Consider the following 18,698-nt stretch of genomic DNA (forward strand, 5'->3'; position numbering starts at 1 on the left):
GAGCCCGCCGCCCCTCACACAACATCGCGTACGTCTTGCCCACCCCGGGCGCCGCGCCGAGGTAGACCCGCAGCCTTCCGCGCACCTCAGCCACCGCCATCCCACTCCTCGATCCAGAAGTCGCTCTGGTATCAGGAAATCGCCAGAAAAAAGCCGCTTTGCTGTTCTTGACGGCATTCCTACGGCTGAGTGGCGAATCTTGACGCGTTTCCTACGCCGTCAGCCGACGTGGACGTGCGGCCTGCGCTCCACGTCCGGCTCCGCCTGGCGCAGCACCTCACGCGTCAGCGGCGGCACGTCTCCCCCGCCGAAGAACAGGTAACGCAGCATGGCGACGACCGGGTTGCCCTCCGTCCAGTGGAAGTAGATGTGCGGCGCGATGCCGGTGCGGTCGCGCAGGAAGAGCAGGAGGGCGGCGAGCGAGTTCGGCACGGCCGAGCTCTCGATGGTGAGAATGCGGTGACCGTACCGCTCCTCGCCCTTGACGTGCAGTTCGGTCTCGAACTCCGAGGCGTCCGGCACCGACACCTCGACGAACAGGACCGGCTCCGTGGTGCGCAGCCGGTGGTTGATCCACTGCTCGCGCAGCTTGTCGGTGTACTCGGCCTGGTCCCGTTGGTGCGGCTCGTTGGCGATCAGGTGGACCTCGCCGCAGGTGTCGTTGACGAACCGTTCGGCGAGCGGGTCGAGCTTCACGTCGGTGACCCGCAGCTCGGTCGAGCGGGTGGCGCGCGAGAGCAGCGAGGTGACGACGATGGCCACGATGAAGAACGAGGCGATCTTCACGCCGTCCGGCCGCTCGATCACGTTGTCCACCAGCGTGTACGCCAGCACCGCGGTGATCACGGCGAACCCCGCCGCCGCCAGGTGCTGCTTGTTCTTCCTGGCCGACAGGGTCACCGCCACCGCGGCCGACAGCATCAGGACCAGCACGCCGGTGGCGTACGCGCCGCCCTGGGCGTCCACGTCGGCGTGGAACATGATCGTGATGGCGAAGGCGATGGCCGAGAACACCAGCACCAGCGGCCGTACGGCGCCCGTCCACTCCGGGGCCATGCCGTACCGAGGCAGGTAGCGCGGCACCAGGTTGATCAGCCCGGCCATCGCCGACGCCCCGGCGAACCAGAGGATCGCGATCGTGGAGACGTCGTACGCGGTGCCGAACCAGTCCCCCAGGTAGCCGTGCGCCAGGTACGCGAGCGCCCGCCCGCTCGCCTTGCCGCCCTCCTCGAACTCCCGGTGCGGGATGAGCACGGTCGAGGCGAAGCTGGACAGGATCAGGAAGACGCTCATGACGAGGGCCGCGACGGTCAGCAGCCGCTTGGTGCCCTCGATCCGCCGCCGGACGTCGCCCTCGACCATGGGCATCACCGCGACGCCGGTCTCGAACCCCGACATGCCGAGCGCCAGCTTCGGCATGACGAGCAGCGACAGGCCGATCATCGCGAAGGGGCTGTTGAAGTCGACGGTGAGCATCTGCCGCCAGTCGAGGACGACCTGCGGGGTCTGCAGCACGTGCACGAAAGCGGTGACGATGACGACCGCGTTCAGGCCGAGGTAGACGAAGACCAGCAGGACGGCGATGCCGAGCGCCTCGGTGAACCCCGTCAGGAACACCCCGCCGAGCGCCGCCAGCAGCACCAGCGTGACGAGCACCCGCTGCCCCGACAGGAAGCCGGGCACGAACGGGTTCTCCAGGATGTGCGCCGTCGCGTCCGCCGCCGACAGCGTCATCGTGATGACAAAGTCGGTCGCCGCGAAGCCGAGCAGCGCCAGCACGAAGAACTTCCCCCACCACTGCGGGGCGAGCTTCTCGAGCATCGCGATCGAACCCTGCCCGTACGGGCTCTCGTCGGCCACGCGGCGGTAGACGGGCAGCGCACCGAGCAGGGTGAGCGCGACCAGGAACAGCGTCGCCAGCGGGGCGAGCAGACCGGCGGCCAGGGCGGCGATGCCCGGCTGGTAGCCCAGCGTGGAGAAGTAGTCGACGCCGGTCAGGCACATCACCCGCCACCATGGGTGCTTGGCGTGGGGGCCGTGCTCGACCTGGCTACGGTCGGTCTGCAGGCCCTGCAACAGCCAGGACCGCACCGCCCCTTCCGTAGCGGCCGGCCGTTTCGCCAGCACCATCCCACGTCACCTGTTCCATCAAGAGGCCATAAATACGCATCGCACCCTACTGAGGGAAATGCCAGCTCTGACGCGGTGCCAGCATCAAAATCCCGTATGTACGCGTATTAACGGTCCCGCTAGTGACGCTCCCCGCCACGAGGCCGGGACGCGAACCGGCACTCGCCCCTTCCACCCCAGGCCAAAGGCGTGAACCCACGCTCGCCCGTTCCCCCGTCCGGGGTAGCAGGCGTGAGCCCGCTCTGCCGCCCCCCGCCCCGGGCCGGACGCGCGGGGCGGGGGGCGGGGGTCAGCGTCGCTTCAGCGCGAAGACGCCCCAGCCGAGCAGTCGCCGCTGGTACGCGGTGTAGAGCAGCGGCTCGCGCGACAACTCCGCGCGGAACTCGGGCGCCAGCTCGTCGTCCGGGTGGGCGTCGAGCCAGGTGCGGACGTTCATCCACTGCGCGGCGACGTACCGGTCCCAGCTGTCCTCGTCGGCCAGGACCATCTCGACCAGGTCATAGCCGAGACCGTCGAAGAGCCGTACGAGCCCGGGGAGGGTCTCGAAGTCGTCACGCGAGCGCGCGTGACAGCCCTCGATCGCCTCCTGGCCGGGCGGCTCGGCACGCCAGAAGCACTCGCCGACCAGCAGCATGCCGCCGGGACGGACACTGCGTTCGAGCAGCGTCACCGTACCGGCGGTGCCCTGACCGATCCAGGTCGCGCCGATGCACGCGGCGACGTCGGCGGGCTGCGCGGCGACGTACGTCGAGGCGTCGCCGTGCACGAACGTCACCCTGTCGGCGACGCCGAGTTCGGCGACGCGTTCACGGGCGGCGGACAGGAAGACCGTGCTGATGTCGACGCCCGTGCCGGTGACGCCGTGGTCGCGTGCCCAGGTGGCCAGCATCTCGCCCTTGCCGCAGCACAGGTCGACGACCGAGACACCGGGCCGCAGCCGGATCGCCGCCCCGAGGGTGGCGAGCTTCTCCGGGGTGAGGGGGTTGATGATCCGGTGGCTGCTCTCGCGGATGGTGAAGCTACGTGGCAGATCCAAGACAGTGAGTCCTTATGTGTGAGAAGGGGTTCGCCGGATTCTTCGAGCAGCGGACACCGACAACACGCATGAATAACAACTCCTCCGTCACGAGATGGCCCCCACGACCATAAACCGCCCCCACCCACCCAGCCCACCGCTTTTCCACGCGGCACCGGCCACCCCACCCCGCCTCGCTTGCCTCAGGTGAGGCCGATGGCGGACAAGGTGGAGCCGGTGCGGGTCTTGGTGACCTTGAGTTGGGCGGGGATCCTTGCGCGAAGTTCGGCGACGTGGCTGACGATGCCCACGGCGCGTCCGCCGTCGCGCAGCCCGTCGAGGATGTCGAGGACGCCGTCGAGAGTGTCCTCGTCGAGGGTGCCGAAGCCTTCGTCCACGAACAGCGTGCCCAGTTCCGCACCCCCGGCCTCGGCCGTCACGACGTCGGCCAGGCCCAGCGCCAGCGCCAGGGACGTGATGAAGCTCTCGCCCCCTGACAGGGTCGCCGGGTCGCGGTCGACGCCGGTCCAGCCGTCGGCCACCCGCAGCCCGAGACCGCCGCCCGCGCGCCCTCTCGACCCCGCGGACTTACGCAGGTCGTGGCGCAGCAGGTAGCGGCCGCCCGACATGTGGTCGAGCCGCTCGTTCGCCGCGTCGACCACCTGCCGCAGCCGCTCGCCCAGCACGTACGACGACAGGCTCATGCTCCACTGGTTGTCGCCGGACGTGCCGCTGGCCAGAGCGGCCATGCGTTCGGCCAGCCGGTGCCGTTCGGCCGCGGGCCGCCAGCTCTCGATGTGGCCGGCCAGCTCGGCGTGCAGCTCCTCCAACCGGCGCGCCACGGCCACCGCTCTGTCGCGCGCGCTCGTCAGCCGGGTGAACGCCTCCTCCAGCGCGTCACGCTCCGCTTCGAGCGCCGGCAGATCGGGCGTCGGCTCGGCCGCGGCGGCGACCAGCTCCGGATCGGACAGCACCCCTTCGGCGGCCGCGTACTGGTCGTCGAGGCGGCGTAGCAGTTCGGTGCGGCCGTCTCGCTCGGACGGGGTCCGGTACGCCGCCTCCGCCTCCCGCACGTCCGCGAACCCGGCCTCGACGGCCGCTTCTTCGGCCGCCAGCGTCGCCTTGTCGAGCTCGTCGCGGGCGGTCCTGGCGGTCTGGGCGGCCTCGCGGGCCTCGCGCAGCAGCTCGGCCTCGTCGCCCAGCCTGGACAGGCGCGCGGTGAGCGTGTCGTCGTGACCGCGCGCCGCGTCCAGCCGCGCGCCCAGCCGTGCGGCGTCGCCGCTCAGTTCCTCCTGGCGGGTGCGGCAGGCGGCCAGCCGCGCGACGACCCGCCGGCCATGTTCCTCTCGTTCGACCCGCTCGCGGTGGAGTTTCGCCACCTCACCGGCCAGCGCGCTCTCCCGCGCAGCGGACTGCCGCAGCCTCCGCAGCTCCCGCTCCGCCACCTCGAGCACCGCACTGCCGTCGGGCGGCGTCACGGCGGCATCGAACGCACCACCGTCCGCGCCGAACGCATCGCGGTCGGTGCCAATCGCACCGCGGACCGTCTTCTGACCTGGGAGGTGCCCGCCGGACGGAGGTCGGGCAGCGTCGGTGGGGGTGCCGTTGAGCAGGCCGAGCGCGGCGGTCTGCTGGGCGAGGCCCGCCTGCAGCCGGGCCCGCTCGGACCGCGAACCGGCGCGATGGGCGCGGTGCCCGGCCAGCGCCTCGGCGATCTCACGGGCCCGCTCGCGTACGCGTTCACGTTCGGCCTCGATGCGTTCGAGCTCGGCCGCGAGCGCCGGTTCCCGGTCGGCCACGGCCTGCAGACGGGCGAGCTCCTGCTCGGACTGACGCACCTGCGCCTCGGCGGCGTCGACGTCGAGGCCCGCCGCCGCTTCGGCCGCGGCCACGAGGCGGGACTCCAGCGAGGCCAGTGTCCGTTCGGCCACCTCACGTCCGGCGAGGGCGGCCTCGTAAGCGGCCTCGGCCTCGCGTTCGTCGTCGGCAGAAGGCGCGCTCGGCGCGGGAGCGGCGGGGTGAGGGTGGTGCTCGGAGCCGCAGACCGCGCACGGAGCGCCCTCGGACAGCTCGCGGGCCAGCTCCGCCGCCATGCCGTCGATCCGGGCCTGGCGCAGGTCGAGCCAGCGTTCGCGGAGCGCCTGCGCCTCGTCGACGCACACCAGGTGGGCGGCCACGGCGGAGTCGAGCTCGGCTGCCAGGGCCGCACGGCGGTGGGCGGCGTCGAGGACGGCGCGCGCGGCGTCGAGGTGCGCCGCCGCCGCCGGAACCGCCGCCGCCTCGGCGCGTACGTCGGACAGGGCCGCAGCGGCTTCGGCGATCCGCCCGGGCAGGTCGGCCTCGGCGGCGGCCACCTCGGCCGCGCGCTCGGCCAATGTGCTGAGTTCGCCTTCCAGCGTGGACAGCTCGCGGTCGACGTCGATGAGGTGGGCGGCGGCGTCGCGTACCGCCGCCACGGCGGGGACGCGGGCAGCGTCCGCACGGGCCTCGGCCAGCCTGCGCTCGGCCTCCTCGACCAGCTCGGGCAGGACCGCGAGCCGGGCGGCGACGTCCTCGTCGGCGGTCACCAGCTCGGCCAGCTCCGCCTCCACCCGTGCCAGGTCACGCCGCAGCACGGACAGCCGCGCCTCCTCGGCCAGCAGTTCCGACAGCCGCGCGATCTCGTCCTGCCTCCCCCGCTCCAGTACGGCCAGCCGCGCCACCACCTCCTCCCCGGCCCCCGCCCAGCCCGCGGCCCCGAACGAGACCTCAGACGCAGACCCGGACAGCGGCCAGGCGGTGCGTTCGATCGGGTGCGTCTCGGAGCGCTGCGGCGTGGACGCGGGCTCGCCGCCCGTGCTGTGGCTGGGCTCGTCGACGGGAAGTGGGGTCAGGAAGGGACGGGCGCGAGCCACCGCGTCGGCGGCCAGAACGTCAGCCTTCGTGGCGGCCTCAGCCCGCTGCCTGGCCACCGTGACGAGCGGAAGCACACGGTCTGCTCGGGCGGCGTCGTCAAGCACGGCCTGCAGATCGGCCCGCTCGTCGGCCCGCTCGTCGAGCCCGCGGCGCACGGCCAGCGCATCGGCGTACCGGCGCTGACGCTCGGCGAGCGCCGCGGCCCTGTCGAAGCGTGAGCGAGCCGCACGCACCGCCTGAGCACCGCTCTCATGCTCACCCTCGGACCGCACCACGACGGCACGCGCGGCTGCGAGCAACGCCCCCGCCCAACCCAACGGATCACCATCCGCCGTCACGCCGCCAACTCCGCCGCCCTCGGACACGGCGCCCGCCCTGGAGGTGACGGCCGGCTCGGGGGTGACGCCTGGCCCGGAAGCGATCTCAGGCTCCGGAGCGGCACCTGTCTTGAATGCGGCGGTTGCCCCGTCCGTCGGCCCACCCGCTGCCGCGGCGGTGAGGAGCGCGGAGGGTGTGGTCAGGGTGGGTCCGGCGGCTTCCTCGACGCGGCTCACGGCGAGGTCGACCTGCTGGCGCAGCTCCTGCGCCGCGCGCCAGGCCAGCTTGCGGTGCTCGGCCAGCCACGACTCCGCCTGCGTGAACACCTTGACGCTGAACAGCCGCTCCAGCAGCTTGGCCCGCTCGTCGCCGTCGGCCCGCAAGAACTTGGCGAAGTCGCCCTGCGGCAGCATCGCCACCTGGCAGAACTGCGCCGCGTTCATGCCGAGCAGCCCGCCCACCAGGTCGCCCGCCTCGTCGTGCCGCGTGGTGAGCCCGCGCCACGCGGAGTCGCGCCACTCCGAGACGATGACCTTCGCCTTCTCCTCGGTGAACCCCGTGCCCCGCAGTTTGGGACGCTGCCAGGACGGCGACCGCTGGATGCGCAGCAACCGGCCGCGGATCGTCACCTCCAGGGTGACGGACGGCCCCACCCCGGGCGCGGCGTGGTCGCAGCGCAGGCTGCGGGCGCTGTTGCGCTGCCCGGGGACCTGGCCGTAGAGGGCGAAGCAGAGGGCGTCGAGGACCGTGGTCTTGCCCGCGCCCGTCGGCCCGTGGACGAGGAAGATCCCCGCCTCGGTCAGGGCGTCGAAGTCGACGGTCTCGGTGCCGGGGAAGGACCCGAACGCCGTCAGCGAGAGCCGGTGCGGGCGCATCTACGCCATCGTCTCCTTCACCCTGGACATTTCGATCGCCTGTCTCAGCAGGGATTCTTCCTCGGGAACGGCGGGCTCGCCGCGTACTTCGCGCACGAAGTCGAGGGCGACCTCGGTCTCCGGGCGCCCGCTGACGCGCGCGGGCCGCGCGTCGGCGACGGCGCCGACGGGGTCGAAGGAGAGAGCGAGAGTGTGGGGGAAGCGGGCGCGCAGCCGCTCCATCGCGGATCTGGGACGGACGGCGTCGGTGAGCGTGATCTGCAGCCAGTGGTCTTCGTAGGCGGCGTGGGCGGGCCGGGTCAGCAGGTCGTCGAGGTCGCCGCGCAGCCGGGCGACAGGGCGGGGCACCGGGGCGGGCACGAACTCCGTCTCGCCGCCCAGGGTGACCAGCCAGGAGCCCTTGACCTGGCCGGCCTCGGAGAAGGAGTAGGCGAGGGGCGAGCCGGAGTAGCGCACGGTCGCGGACATGCGCTGCCGCCCGTGCAGGTGGCCGAGCGCGACGTAGTCGACCCCGTCGAACACCTGGAGCGGGACGTGCGCCACGCCGCCCACGCTGATGTCGCGCTCGCTGTCGCTCGCCTGCCCCCCGGTCACGAAGCAGTGCGACAGCACCACCGCCGCGCGGTGCCGCCCGGCGTCGGCGCGGACCCGTTCCATCGCGTACGAGAGCGCGGCGGTGTGGCTGCGGTCGGGCAGCTCCCACGCGGCCCGCACCAGCTCGGGTTCGAGGTAGGGGATGCCGTAGAAGGCGACCCCTTCGACCACGACCGGCTCCCACGCCTGGTCGGGGGACGTGCGTACGTGCACCCCCGCGGCCTCGAACAGCGCCGAGCCGAACCGCAGCCGCAGCGCGGAGTCGTGGTTGCCGCTGATCAGCACCACCCGGGCCCCCGCCGCGCGCAGCCGGGCGAGCGCCTCGTCGAGCAGCGCCACCGCGTCGACCGGCGGCAGCGCGCGATCGTAGACGTCGCCGGAGACGGTGACCACGTCGACCCGCTCGGCCCTCACCGTCTCGACGAGGTGGTCGACGAACGCCGCCTGCCCGGCGAGCAGGCTCTCGCGGTGGAACGAGCGCCCGAGGTGCCAGTCGGAGGTGTGCAGGATCCGCATGTCGCAGGAAGCTAACACTCCCCACCGACAAAAGCTGCCCCTCCTGCCTCACAGGCCGGGAGTAGTGTGGATGATCAGCGGGCAAACCAACGCACATGGGGAGGCCAATGCGCACCGGCCGTGGCACCGTGAGCGTCGTCGCCGGGTTGGTGCTGTTAACCCTGGCGGCGGTCGGTTACGTCCTGCCTCCCGCGTTCGACCCGCCGCCGCTGAAGGCCGATCCGGCGTTCCAGACGATCCCCGTCCAGCCGGCCGAGGAGCTCCGGCCGGTGGCGGCGAACCACCGCTTCCGCCAGGAGGAGATCTCGGTGGCGGCGGAGGGGCAGCGTCTGGAGGGCACGCTGCGGATTCCTGAGACCCCCGGCCGGCACCCGGCGATGGTGTTCGTCTCGGGCTCGGGCAACGGCTCGCGTACGGAGTTCACACCGCAGGCGGAGTTCCTGTCGCGGGCCGGCGTGGTGACGATCGCGTTCGACAAGCGCACGATCGGCTACAACTTCCGCGACCGCGACTTCGCGCTGCTCGCCGACGACGCGCTGCGGATGGTCGAGTACCTGCGCACCCGTCCCGAGGTCGACCCGGCGCGGATCGGCGTGTGGGGTGTCAGCGAGGGCGGCTGGGTGGTGCCGATCGCGGCGGCCAAGAGCTCGTCGGTGGGGTTCATCGTGCTGGTGTCCTCGCCGAACGTCTCGCCGCTGCGCCAGGTCGCCTGGGCGCTCAACGAGCAGCTGCTGCGCCTGCGCGCCCCGATCGGCGCCCGCGACCTGCTGACCAGGGGCATGGGCGCGGTCGGCTTCAATTTCCTGCGCTACGACGCGATGCCCGCGTTGAGCCGGATCACGCAGCCGGTCCTCGCCTTCTACGGCACCACCGACCCCTCCATCCCCTTCGTGGAGTCGACCAGGGCGCTCGTCACGGCGCTCGGCAGCACGGGCAACGACGACTACACGATCCGCTTCATGGCCGAGGGCGACCACGCCATGCGCATCCACGGCGGCGACTTCACCAGCGGCTACCTCGACACCATGGCCAACTGGATCCTGGGCCTTCCCGGCACGGCGCGGCCGGCGGTGCACATGGCGGGCGCCACCCCGGTGCAGCGGTTCGAGGCCAGCGACGTGCCGGCCGCCCCCTGGTACGCCGGCGGCACGATGCTCGGCCTGACGATCTGCCTGGCCGCCGTCGGCTACGTGGCCGGCCCGGTCGCGGCCATGGTCGGCCGCCTGCGCCACCGCCACCAGACGGTCGCCGAGACCAACGCCCGGCTGTGGCCGCCGATCAGGCGGCGGCTGAGCCGGATGGCCTGGACGAGTCTCGGCCTGCTGGTCTCGGTGGTCGCGTTCATCACGCTGCTGGTGCTGTTCTCGGTCAACCAGGCGGGCGCCTGGCCCGCGGTGCTGGCCGGCTGGCTCGTGGTGCGGCTGCTCGCCGTGCTCATGCTGATCCAGGAGGTCACGGCGGTGGCGGCGTACGTGTCGGCGCTGCGCGAGGGCCTGCGGCCGAGCCGCCGGCAGTACGTGACGGTCGGCGGGGCGCTGGGCGGCACCGGCCTGCTCATGGTGGCCGCCGCCTACTACGGGCTGTTCTCGTTCCCCTGGTGAGGCTCACTCCTGCGGGCGAGGCTCCAGGTACGCCTTCATCCACCGGTCCATCTCGGCGAAGACCTGCTTGCGCACCGGCTCGGACGACAGCACGAGGTCGTGCACACCGTCCTTGACCCGTACGCACGTCACGTGCGGCCCGACAGCGGTGGCCCAGCGGGCGATCTGGCGGGGGTCGAGCACCACGTCGGCCGAGCGGGCCTCGGGGACGAAGTCCTTCACCCGCAACCCGGCGGACGAGCTCAGCACGAGCACCGGCACGTCCACCGACAGTCCGGCGTGCAGGCGGCGCTGCGCCCGGCGGATCGCGGCGAGCCACATGGCGTGCACGGAGAAGCCGCCGAGCGGCTTGAGCTCCAGGTCGTAGTCCCATTCACCCTGCTCGCTGCGGTGCAGCGACTGCCCGTACACGGTGCTGACCCCGAGCGGGAGCACGCGGCGCGAGTACGACAACGGCGTCCGCAGCACGTCGGCGGCGAGGCGCTTGGGGAAGGACACGTTCAGGTCGAAGAACGGGCTGTTGAGCACCAGCCCCTGCACGAGGCCCCGGCCGCGCACCCGGTCGGCCCACAGGGGCGCGATCAGGCCGCCCGTCGAGTGGGCGTTGAGGACGAGCTCGTCGTGGTCACGCCGGATGATGCGGACGGCCTCGTCGATCTCGGGGAAGTAGTCGGTGATGCTCCTGATCAGCCCTCTGGTCTGGTGGGGCAGCAGGGAGCGGCCGTACTTGCGCAGGTCGAGCGCGTAGAAGTCGATGCCGCTCTGCACGTAGTGCTCGGCCAGGTGGTCCTGGAAGAAGTAGTCGGTGAAACCGTGCAGGTAGAGCACCGCCCTGCGGGAGCCGGTCGCGGTCTTCCTCGACACGAGCGTCGCCACGACCTCGCCCTCGAAGTCGTCGGGCATGGGCAGGACGGTGATCTCGTACATGCTAGACACGATAGGGATCGTCCGGCCACGACGGGAGACCGGGCGGCATGTCCTTGCTCACCTTCATCGGGAAGTCGGCCGGCCGCTTCTCCAGGAAGGCCGTCACGCCCTCGACCGCGTCGGGCGCGCCGCCGAGTTCGGCCATGAGTCGCGAGTCTGCGGCGTGCGCCTCCCACGGCGAGGCCGCGGACAGCCCCGACCACATGAGCCTGCGGACGGCCGCCACGGCGACGGCGGAGGTGTTGTCGGCGATCTCCCTGGCCAGCGCGTACGCCGCGGGCAGCAGCTCGCCGGGCGGGTACACCCGCGAGACGAGCCGCCCCTCGAGCGCCTCTGAGGCGGGGAAGACGCGGCCGGTCGCCGACCACTCCATGGCCTGGGCGATGCCGACGATGCGGGGCAGGAACCAGCTGGACGCGGCCTCCGTCACGATCCCGCGCCGGGCGAAGACGAACCCGAACTTCGCCGTCTCGGAGGCGAGCCGGACGTCCATCGGCAGCGTCATCGTGACGCCGACGCCCACGGCCGGGCCGTTGATCGCGCCGATGACGGGCTTGAGCGAGCCGGCGATCCGCAGCGCGACCGTGCCGCCGCCGTCACGGGGCGCGCCGTTGACGGTCTCGCCCTCGCCGCGGCGGCCGAACGTGCCGCCTCCCCCGCTCAGGTCGGCCCCTGCGCAGAACGCCCGGCCCGCGCCGGTGACGACGACCGCGCGCACGTCGTCGTCGGCGTCGGCCAGGTCGAACGCCTCGATCAGCTCGGCGCGCATGGTGTGGGTGAAGGCGTTGAGCCGCTCCGGACGCCGCAACGTGACGGTGGCGACGCGGTCTGACACCTCGTACGCGATCTCAGAGAAGGCCATGATCCGAATCATATTCGGGATGTTCGTCCGCCAATAAAGATATATTTCGCATCTGCGGCATACGTTGCCGCTCCCAACCATGCTCAAGCGGGGGCCGCCCTGCGGTCGCCCACGCCCGCCGGAAGACGAGCGGATCCCCACGTGGGACGGCGTCGACGTCTACGGTGCGAAACACGGGGAAACGGGGAAGGCGTGCAGCAGGCGAAGAAACCGGTGAGCGCAGGAGCGATCCTCGGGTGGCTGGCGCTGTCGACACTCGCGCCCGGAGCCGCTCATCTGCGCGCCGGATGGCGCAAGACCGGGCTCGTGCTCCTGTCGTGCTACGCCGTCCTGCTGCTGGCGCTGCTCGCCCTGTGGCTCGTCAACCGCGACGAGCTGCTCGGCCTGGTGACCCAGGACTCCTGGCTCGTCTCCATCCTCGTCCTTTCTGGCGTGCTGGGCGTGGCCTGGTGCGCGCTGATGGTGCACTCGTTCCTCGTGCTGGGTCCCAGACTGCTGCCCAAGGCGGTGCAGATCCTCGTCGGCACCACCGCGGGGCTGCTCGCCGTCGCCGTCGTCCTGCCGTTCGCCTGGGTCGCGAACATCGCCTGGACGTCGCGGGAGGCGATCGACAACATCTTCCAGCCGGCGGAGGTCCCCCAGGCCCAGGGCGAGGCCGCGGTGCCCCTGCCCGACGCCAGGCCGGAGGACCCGTGGTCGGGACGCAGGCGGGTCAACATCCTGCTGCTCGGCGGCGACGCCGGCGACAACAGGACCGGCATCCGTACCGACAGCATGAACCTCGCCAGCATCGACGTGCGGACCGGCAACACCGTGCTGTTCAGCCTGCCGCGCAACCTCGAGGACGTCCGCTTCCGCCCGGGCACCCCCATGGCCCGCCACTTCCCCGACGGCTTCCGGCTGCCGCCCGACCCCGGCGGCGGCCGCAGCGACCTGCTCAACAGCGTCTGGGAGTACGCCGACGCCCACCCCGAGATCTTCGGCGGCAAGCGCAACCAGGGCGCCCAGGTCCTCATGGACACCATCGGCTACACCCTCGGCGTCGACGTCGACTGGTACGCCCTGGTCAACATGTGGGGCTTCGCCCGCCTCATCGACGCCATCGGCGGTGTCACCATCAGCGTCGAGCAGGACGTCGTCTTCGGCCGGTACAACGAGGGCCTGGTCAAGGCCGGCACCCGCAAGCTCGATGGCGAGGACGCCATGTGGTACGCCCGCTCGCGCACCTTCAGCGACGACTACACCCGCATGCGCCGCCAGCGCTGCGTGCTCGGTGCCCTCCTCGAACAGGCCGACCCGGCGACGGTGCTGATCCGCTTCAACCGGATCGCGCTCGCCACCAAGGAGCTGATCAGGACCGACATCCCGCGGTCGCTGCTCCGCCACCTCGTGCCGCTGGCGCTGAAGGTCAAGAACGCCGAGGTCACGAGCGTGCAGTTCGTACCGCCGCTCATCAACACCGGCTATCCCGACTGGGACAAGATCCGCGGCATCGCCGGCAAGGCGCTGCGCGACTCCGCCACGGGCACCGTCGTCGCGGCCTCCACCGCCCCGTCGGCGGAGCCGTCCACCGGGCCGAAGCGGCAGCGGCAGCGCGCGGAGCAGCCCCGGCGGAGCGACCCCACCCAGGCGCTCACGGAGGGTTGCGGCGCGGCCTGAGGCTCAGGTCAGGCGTGGAACGACTCCCTGGCCAGCCGGCGCAGGCGGGTCTCGTCGATGTCGTGCCCCAGCCCTGGCTGCGTCAGCGGGACCGCGACGACGCCCGCGTTGGCGCCCACGATGGGCGTGACGATCTGGTTCTGCTTGGGCGGCTGCGTCACGTCGCACGGCAGCGTGCAGCCGGGCAGGCTGGCCACCGCGACGGTCGCGGCCCTCGACAGGCCCGCGCCCTGGCCGCCCGCGCACTGGATGTCCCAGCCGGCCGCCGCCGCGCGGTCGTGGGCGCGCCGCGCGTCCGACAGCGAGACGAACGAGGACGGGCGCAGCAGCAGCACCCGGGCCGCCCGCAGCGCCAGGTAGTCGTCGAGCTCGGCGGTGGAGGACACCTCGACCGCGACGGCGGCGGCCACCTCGTCCTGCAGCGCGGCGTGGGTGTAGACCTCGGTCGCGGCGAACGGCCGCTCGATCACCTCGAGCCCGTAGGCGTCGAGCGCGACGAGCTGGCCGAGGTCGGTGTAGGCGTTGCCGCAGTCGACCGCGAGGGTCAGCGCCGGGTACGCCTGCCGCACCGCGCGCACCGGTTCGACGTCCCAGCCGGGCCGGACGTCGAGCGTGACGTGCCCGTACCCGGCGCAGATCTGCTGATTGACCCGGGAGACGAGGCTCTCCACGGACAAGTCGGGGGTGAGCCGCACGGTCGCCATGAGTGAGGTGCGGGTGCCGCCGATCGCCTCGGCGAGGGGCACGCCGCGCATCCTGGTCCACAGGTCCCAGCAGGCCATGTCGACCGCGGAGTCGCCGCTCGCCACCCCGTCGGGGTGCTCCCAGTCGACCCCGATGAGCAGCGCCGCCAGCGTCTCCTCCAGCCTTGACCAGGTCTTGGGCGCGGGCGAGATGGCCTCGCCCCAGCCCGTCATGCCGCCATGGTCGGTGAGCTTGACGAGCAGGCTCTCCGACCTCCTGCCGAAGGGCAGGGGCAGCCGGAAAACCTCTAGCTCCCGCACGCGCGGCATCTATCCCCCTTTTATGACGCGGTCCTCTCCATAGTGCCCGTTGCCGAGGACTGCACGAAACGCGGGGCCAGAACGGCGCCCACGACCGCGAGCACCACAGGGACGGCGAGCCCGACCGCGTGGTTCTGCGCGGCGGCCGTGAACAGGGCGCCGCTGGCCGCGACCGCGACCACGGTGAACACCGACTCCCCCACCCCGACGTCCGCGCTGTTGCGGCCTTCCTCGCCCGTCCTCGACATCCGCAGCACCAGCACCGTGACCGTGGGGTGCAGCCCGCCGATGCCCAGCCCGGCGACGGCCATGCCGGCGTACGCGACCGCGAGCGGGACGGCATCCACCAGGACGAGCGTGACCAGCGCGACGCCCAACGCGATCAGGGCGGCGCCGCCACGGATCGCGGTCATGTCGCTGACCGCCTCACGGCCCTTGAGCCACGAGCCGACGACCCAGCCGAGCGCCCCGACGGTGAGCACGACGCCGGCGCCGGCGGCGCTGAGGCCGCGCGCGTCCCTGAGCATGAGTGGGATGAGCACCTCGGACGCCGTGTACGCGCCGAAGGCCAGGCCGCGCAGCAGCGGCGCGGTGGGCAGGCCCCGGGCCGCGCGCATCGCGCCGGCAGGGAGCAGCCGGGGCAGCGCCACGGCCAGCAGGACGACACCGGCCACGAGCAGCGGCAGGCCGGTGACGCCGAGTGCGCTGCCGTACTGGATGAACGCGGCTGACGCGGCGGTCAGCGCCGCCCACCCGAGCTTGCGGCCGATACCGGGAGCCGGCGGGACCGCCACGTCCGGCAGGGCGCGGCCGGACGCGCCGCGCCAGAGCAGCAGCGCCGCGGGCAGCACGGCCGCGATCACGCCGAGGAAGATCCACCGCCAGCCGAGCTGCTCGGCCACGAGGCCGGCGATCGCGGGTCCGACCATGGACGGCACCACCCAGGCCGCCGAGAACAGCGCGAACACCCGGGGGTGCAGGGCCGCGGGATAGGCCCGCGCGACCAGCACGCTGAGCGCCACCTGGCTCAGCCCCGTGCCGAACCCCTGCACGAACCGGCCCGTGACCAGCACCTCCATGGTGGGCGCGAGCCCGGCCATGAGCAGCCCGGCCACGAACACGACCACACCCGCCGCGATGGGCGGCATCGGCCCCCGTACGTCGCTCCAGCGCCCGCCCAGGACCGTCGCGATCACGCTCGCCGCGAGTGAGGCGCTGAAGGCGAGGTTGTACAGGCTCATCCCGGCCAGTTCGCGGGCCACCACGGGCATGGCCGTGGTCACCGCCATCGCCTCGAAGGCCTGCAACGTCACCAGGGCGAGCAGCCCGATGCTGATCGCCCGGTATCGGGGGGAAACCACTCCGGCGGGCGCTTGCGCCACTGCGGTCGTCGTCATACCGGCACGCTAGGGCGACGGCCCCGGCCCGCACATCGGGCGCGGGTCCTAGGCACATGGGCCTACGGCTTGCTCAGGCGGGCCTCCAGGCCGTCGAGGAAAAGGTCGAGACCGTAGTAGAAGCGCTGCTCGCCGTCGTCGGCGATCAGGTCGTCGATGTGCTTCGTCAGGTACGGGAAACGATCGCGCGGCAGCGCCCGGTAGTAGGCCGCGATCTGGCCGACGAAATTCTCGAAGTACTCCCCCGGGTCGTCGATCCCGGCGGCGCGCATGCGGCCGTGATGAAGCGAGCCCTCGTAGGCGTCGCCGATGACGTAGAGGATCAGGCGGTCCATCGCCAGGGACGCCTCCCGCGGGGCCATGCCGGCTTCGAGCAGCAGCCTGTAGACGAACTCACCCGCCCTGACCGAGTTCGCCCCCGTCGGGATCGTCGCCAGTGCCGCGCGGGCCACGTCACGGTGCGAGCCCAGCACCAGGTGCATCTCCAGCGCGTACGCGCGCAGCTGCTCCTTCCAGCGGGCGGGATCTGGCTCGGGCAGCCGGATCTCGCCGAGCACCCGGTCGTAGACCAGCTCGAGCAGCTCCTCCTTGCTGGACACATGGGCGTAGAGGGAGGCGGGCCCGGTGTCGAGCTCCTGGGCCACCCGTCTCATGCTCATCGCGTCGAAGCCCTCGGCATCAAGGATCCGCAGCCCGGCCTCGACGATCAGATCCTGGCTGAGCTGCCGTCGCTGTGGCGCCGGTCTGCGAGTCCTGCGCCACGGAGGTGCGGGGACGCCGTCGGTGCGATCTGCCATACCGAACACTGTACTTGACACGAACGCTGTTCGTCTCTAAAACAGTGTTCGTGAACGAACAGTGTTCGTTCCTTAAACAGCGTTCGATCGGAGTGCCGCAATGACCGTCACCGCAACACCAGGAGCGACCGGAGTGGAGCCGTACCGGCTGCGCTGGGCCGCCCTCTTCGTCATCCTGGCCGCCGAGGTCATGGACATGCTCGACGCGCTCGTCACCACAATCGCCGCCCCCACCGTCCAGCGAGAGCTCGGCGGCTCCGACAGCCTCGTGCAGTGGCTCGGCGCGGGCTACACCCTCGCCATGGCCGTCGGCCTCGTCACCGGCGGACGCCTCGGCGACCTGTACGGCAAGAAGCGCATGTTCGTCATCGGCGCGGCCGGCTTCACCGTCGCCTCCCTGCTGTGCGGCCTCGCCGTGAACCCGGAGATGCTGATCGCCAGCCGCGTGCTGCAGGGGTTGTTCGGCGCCGTGATGCTCCCGCAGGGGCTGGGGCTCATCAAGGAGATGTTCCCGCCGCAGGAGCTCGGCAAGGCTTTCGGCATGTTCGGACCCGTGATGACCATCGCGTCGGTGGGCGGACCCGTCCTCGCGGGCTGGCTCGTGGACGCCGACTTCTTCGGCACCGGCTGGCGCATGATCTTCCTGATCAACCTGCCGCTCGGCCTCGCCGCCGTGCTCGCCGCCCTACGCGTGCTGCCGGAGTACCGGACCTTCGACGCCACCCGGCTCGACCTGCCCGGCGTCGCGCTCTTCTCTGCCGCGGCGACCCTGCTGATCTTCCCTCTCATCCAGGGCCGCGAACTCGACTGGCCCGTCTGGACGTTCGTGTCGATGGCCGCATCCGTCGCGCTCTTCGTGGTGTTCGGCCGCTACGAGGCACACCGCGTCCGCACCGGCCGCGACCCGCTGGTCATCCCCAGCCTGTTCCGCAAGCGCGCGTTCAGCGGCGGGCTCGCGGCGGGGCTCGCGTTCTTCTCCGGAATCATGGGCTTCGGCCTCGTCTTCAGCCTCTACACCCAGATGGGGCTCGGCTTCACCCCGCTGCAAGCCGGGCTCGCCTGCCTGCCGCAGGCGATCGGCGGCGTCGCCGGGTTCGGGCTGGCGATGTCGGGCCTGCAGGAGCGGCTGGGACGCGGCCTGCTGCAGATCGGCACCGTCGTCATGGCGGCCGGCGCGGCCTCGCTCGCCCTCACCATCCACTTCGCCGGTCCGGCCGTGAGCGCCTGGCAACTCGCCCCGTCCCTCGGGCTGGTCGGCCTCGGGATGGGGCTCGTCATGGCGCCGTTCTTCGACATCGTGCTGGCCGGCGTCGAACCGCGCGAGTCGGGTTCCGCCTCCGGCACCCTCACCGCCGTACAGCAACTCGGCGGCGCACTCGGCACCGCCGTACTCGGCACGTTGCTCTTCCACCTACTCGCGGACGAATGGGGCTTCGCCGCATCCATCCAGGCCACGGTATGGGCAGAGGTAGGCCTACTCGCCCTCACCTTCGCCCTCTCCTTCCTCCTCCCCCGCCACGCCACCCCATCCGGCGCCCACGCCTGACCCGCCGCACGACAACTCACCCTCAACACCACCGCACCGTTCGGAGAATCTCAATGATCCTCTTGCCTGCTTCGCTGGCATCTGCCTCGATTGTTCGAGGTCTTACGTCGCCTCCACAGGCGTTTAGCGTCTCCGGGGAACTGCCCGGCGACGTGAAACTAGGCCGCATTCTGCTCGAGGTTCATCGCGGCGAGCAGGTTGCGGGCGGCGTTGGCGTCGCGGTCGTGCACGAGACAGCACCCGCACGTCCACACCCGATCGGCAAGGGTCAGGTCCCGGTTGATGGTTCCGCAGCCGCCGCACAGTCTCGAGGACGGGAACCAGCGATCAGCCGCCCACACACTCGAGCCGTACCAGCGGCTCTTGTACTCGAGCCGGCGGAAGAACTCACCAAACCCGAGATCCGAGATGGCGCGGGCAAGCCTGCGGTTGGCGACCATGCCGGTCACGTTCAGGGTTTCGACGGCGATGGCCCGCTTGGATCTCGCGAGCATCGTCGTCGTCTTGTGCAGGAAGTCCGCACGCCGGTTGGCCACCTCGAGATGAACCTTGGCGAGCCGCT

The 18,698-nt window shown here is 71.7% G+C and carries 14 protein-coding genes; 3 read left to right on the top strand and 11 right to left on the bottom strand.

The features are described 5' to 3' along the window. The 5 genes from BLR04_RS42955 to BLR04_RS38870 all read right to left on the bottom strand — a co-directional run. A partial coding sequence (locus BLR04_RS42955; protein WP_143022432.1) for a hypothetical protein occupies window positions 1-100 on the bottom strand: 100 nt, incomplete at its 3' end. Between the two features lie 119 nt (window positions 101-219). Further along, window positions 220-2,091 (bottom strand): APC family permease, encoded by a 1,872-nt coding sequence (locus tag BLR04_RS38855; RefSeq protein WP_245741003.1) that lies wholly within the window; start codon window positions 2,089-2,091, stop codon window positions 220-222. A gap of 328 nt (window positions 2,092-2,419) precedes the next feature. Continuing rightward, entirely contained in the window at window positions 2,420-3,166 is a 747-nt protein-coding gene (locus BLR04_RS38860; RefSeq protein ID WP_090774172.1) for an SAM-dependent methyltransferase, read from the bottom strand. Window positions 3,167-3,348: 182 nt separating this feature from the next. Further along, window positions 3,349-7,233: an AAA family ATPase gene (locus BLR04_RS38865; RefSeq protein WP_090774173.1), complete on the bottom strand. Its 3,885-nt coding sequence runs from the start codon at window positions 7,231-7,233 to the stop codon at window positions 3,349-3,351. Continuing rightward, window positions 7,234-8,343, bottom strand: coding sequence for an exonuclease SbcCD subunit D (locus BLR04_RS38870; protein WP_090774174.1), 1,110 nt, complete (start codon window positions 8,341-8,343; stop codon window positions 7,234-7,236). Between the two features lie 107 nt (window positions 8,344-8,450). On the opposite strand from BLR04_RS38870, the gene BLR04_RS38875 reads away from it, so the two are divergent. Beyond that, complete coding sequence (locus tag BLR04_RS38875) at window positions 8,451-9,944, top strand: alpha/beta hydrolase family protein (protein ID WP_090774175.1); 1,494 nt, start codon at window positions 8,451-8,453, stop codon at window positions 9,942-9,944. A gap of 3 nt (window positions 9,945-9,947) precedes the next feature. Here BLR04_RS38875 and BLR04_RS38880 read toward each other — a convergent pair whose 3' ends face one another. Then, window positions 9,948-10,871 carry an alpha/beta hydrolase gene (locus tag BLR04_RS38880; RefSeq protein WP_090774176.1) on the bottom strand — a complete coding sequence of 308 codons (924 nt, stop codon included), beginning with the start codon at window positions 10,869-10,871 and terminating at the stop codon, window positions 9,948-9,950. 1 nt (window position 10,872) lies between these two features. Next, window positions 10,873-11,733 carry an enoyl-CoA hydratase-related protein gene (locus BLR04_RS38885; RefSeq protein ID WP_090774179.1) on the bottom strand — a complete coding sequence of 287 codons (861 nt, stop codon included), beginning with the start codon at window positions 11,731-11,733 and terminating at the stop codon, window positions 10,873-10,875. Window positions 11,734-11,946: 213 nt separating this feature from the next. Here BLR04_RS38885 and BLR04_RS38890 point away from each other — a divergent pair, with 213 nt between their 5' ends. Continuing rightward, window positions 11,947-13,392 carry an LCP family protein gene (locus BLR04_RS38890; RefSeq protein WP_090774180.1) on the top strand — a complete coding sequence of 482 codons (1,446 nt, stop codon included), beginning with the start codon at window positions 11,947-11,949 and terminating at the stop codon, window positions 13,390-13,392. 8 nt (window positions 13,393-13,400) lie between these two features. Here the strand turns inward: BLR04_RS38890 and BLR04_RS38895 are convergent, their stop codons facing one another. From BLR04_RS38895 to BLR04_RS38905, 3 genes are all read right to left on the bottom strand, one after another. Then, window positions 13,401-14,405, bottom strand: coding sequence for an enolase C-terminal domain-like protein (locus BLR04_RS38895; RefSeq protein ID WP_176903558.1), 1,005 nt, complete (start codon window positions 14,403-14,405; stop codon window positions 13,401-13,403). Window positions 14,406-14,416: 11 nt separating this feature from the next. Continuing rightward, window positions 14,417-15,793, bottom strand: coding sequence for an MFS transporter (locus BLR04_RS38900; protein ID WP_245741004.1), 1,377 nt, complete (start codon window positions 15,791-15,793; stop codon window positions 14,417-14,419). Window positions 15,794-15,855: 62 nt separating this feature from the next. Then, window positions 15,856-16,590 carry a TetR/AcrR family transcriptional regulator C-terminal domain-containing protein gene (locus BLR04_RS38905; RefSeq protein WP_090774178.1) on the bottom strand — a complete coding sequence of 245 codons (735 nt, stop codon included), beginning with the start codon at window positions 16,588-16,590 and terminating at the stop codon, window positions 15,856-15,858. Between the two features lie 100 nt (window positions 16,591-16,690). Here BLR04_RS38905 and BLR04_RS38910 point away from each other — a divergent pair, with 100 nt between their 5' ends. Further along, entirely contained in the window at window positions 16,691-18,136 is a 1,446-nt protein-coding gene (locus BLR04_RS38910) for an MFS transporter (protein ID WP_143022433.1), read from the top strand. A 158-nt stretch (window positions 18,137-18,294) separates the two neighbouring features. Here BLR04_RS38910 and BLR04_RS38915 read toward each other — a convergent pair. Then, on the bottom strand, window positions 18,295-18,698 hold a 404-nt coding region (locus BLR04_RS38915; protein WP_143022434.1), incomplete at its 5' end, for an RNA-guided endonuclease InsQ/TnpB family protein.

This window comes from Nonomuraea maritima, from assembly GCF_900100395.1.
Lineage (GTDB): Bacteria > Actinomycetota > Actinomycetes > Streptosporangiales > Streptosporangiaceae > Nonomuraea > Nonomuraea maritima.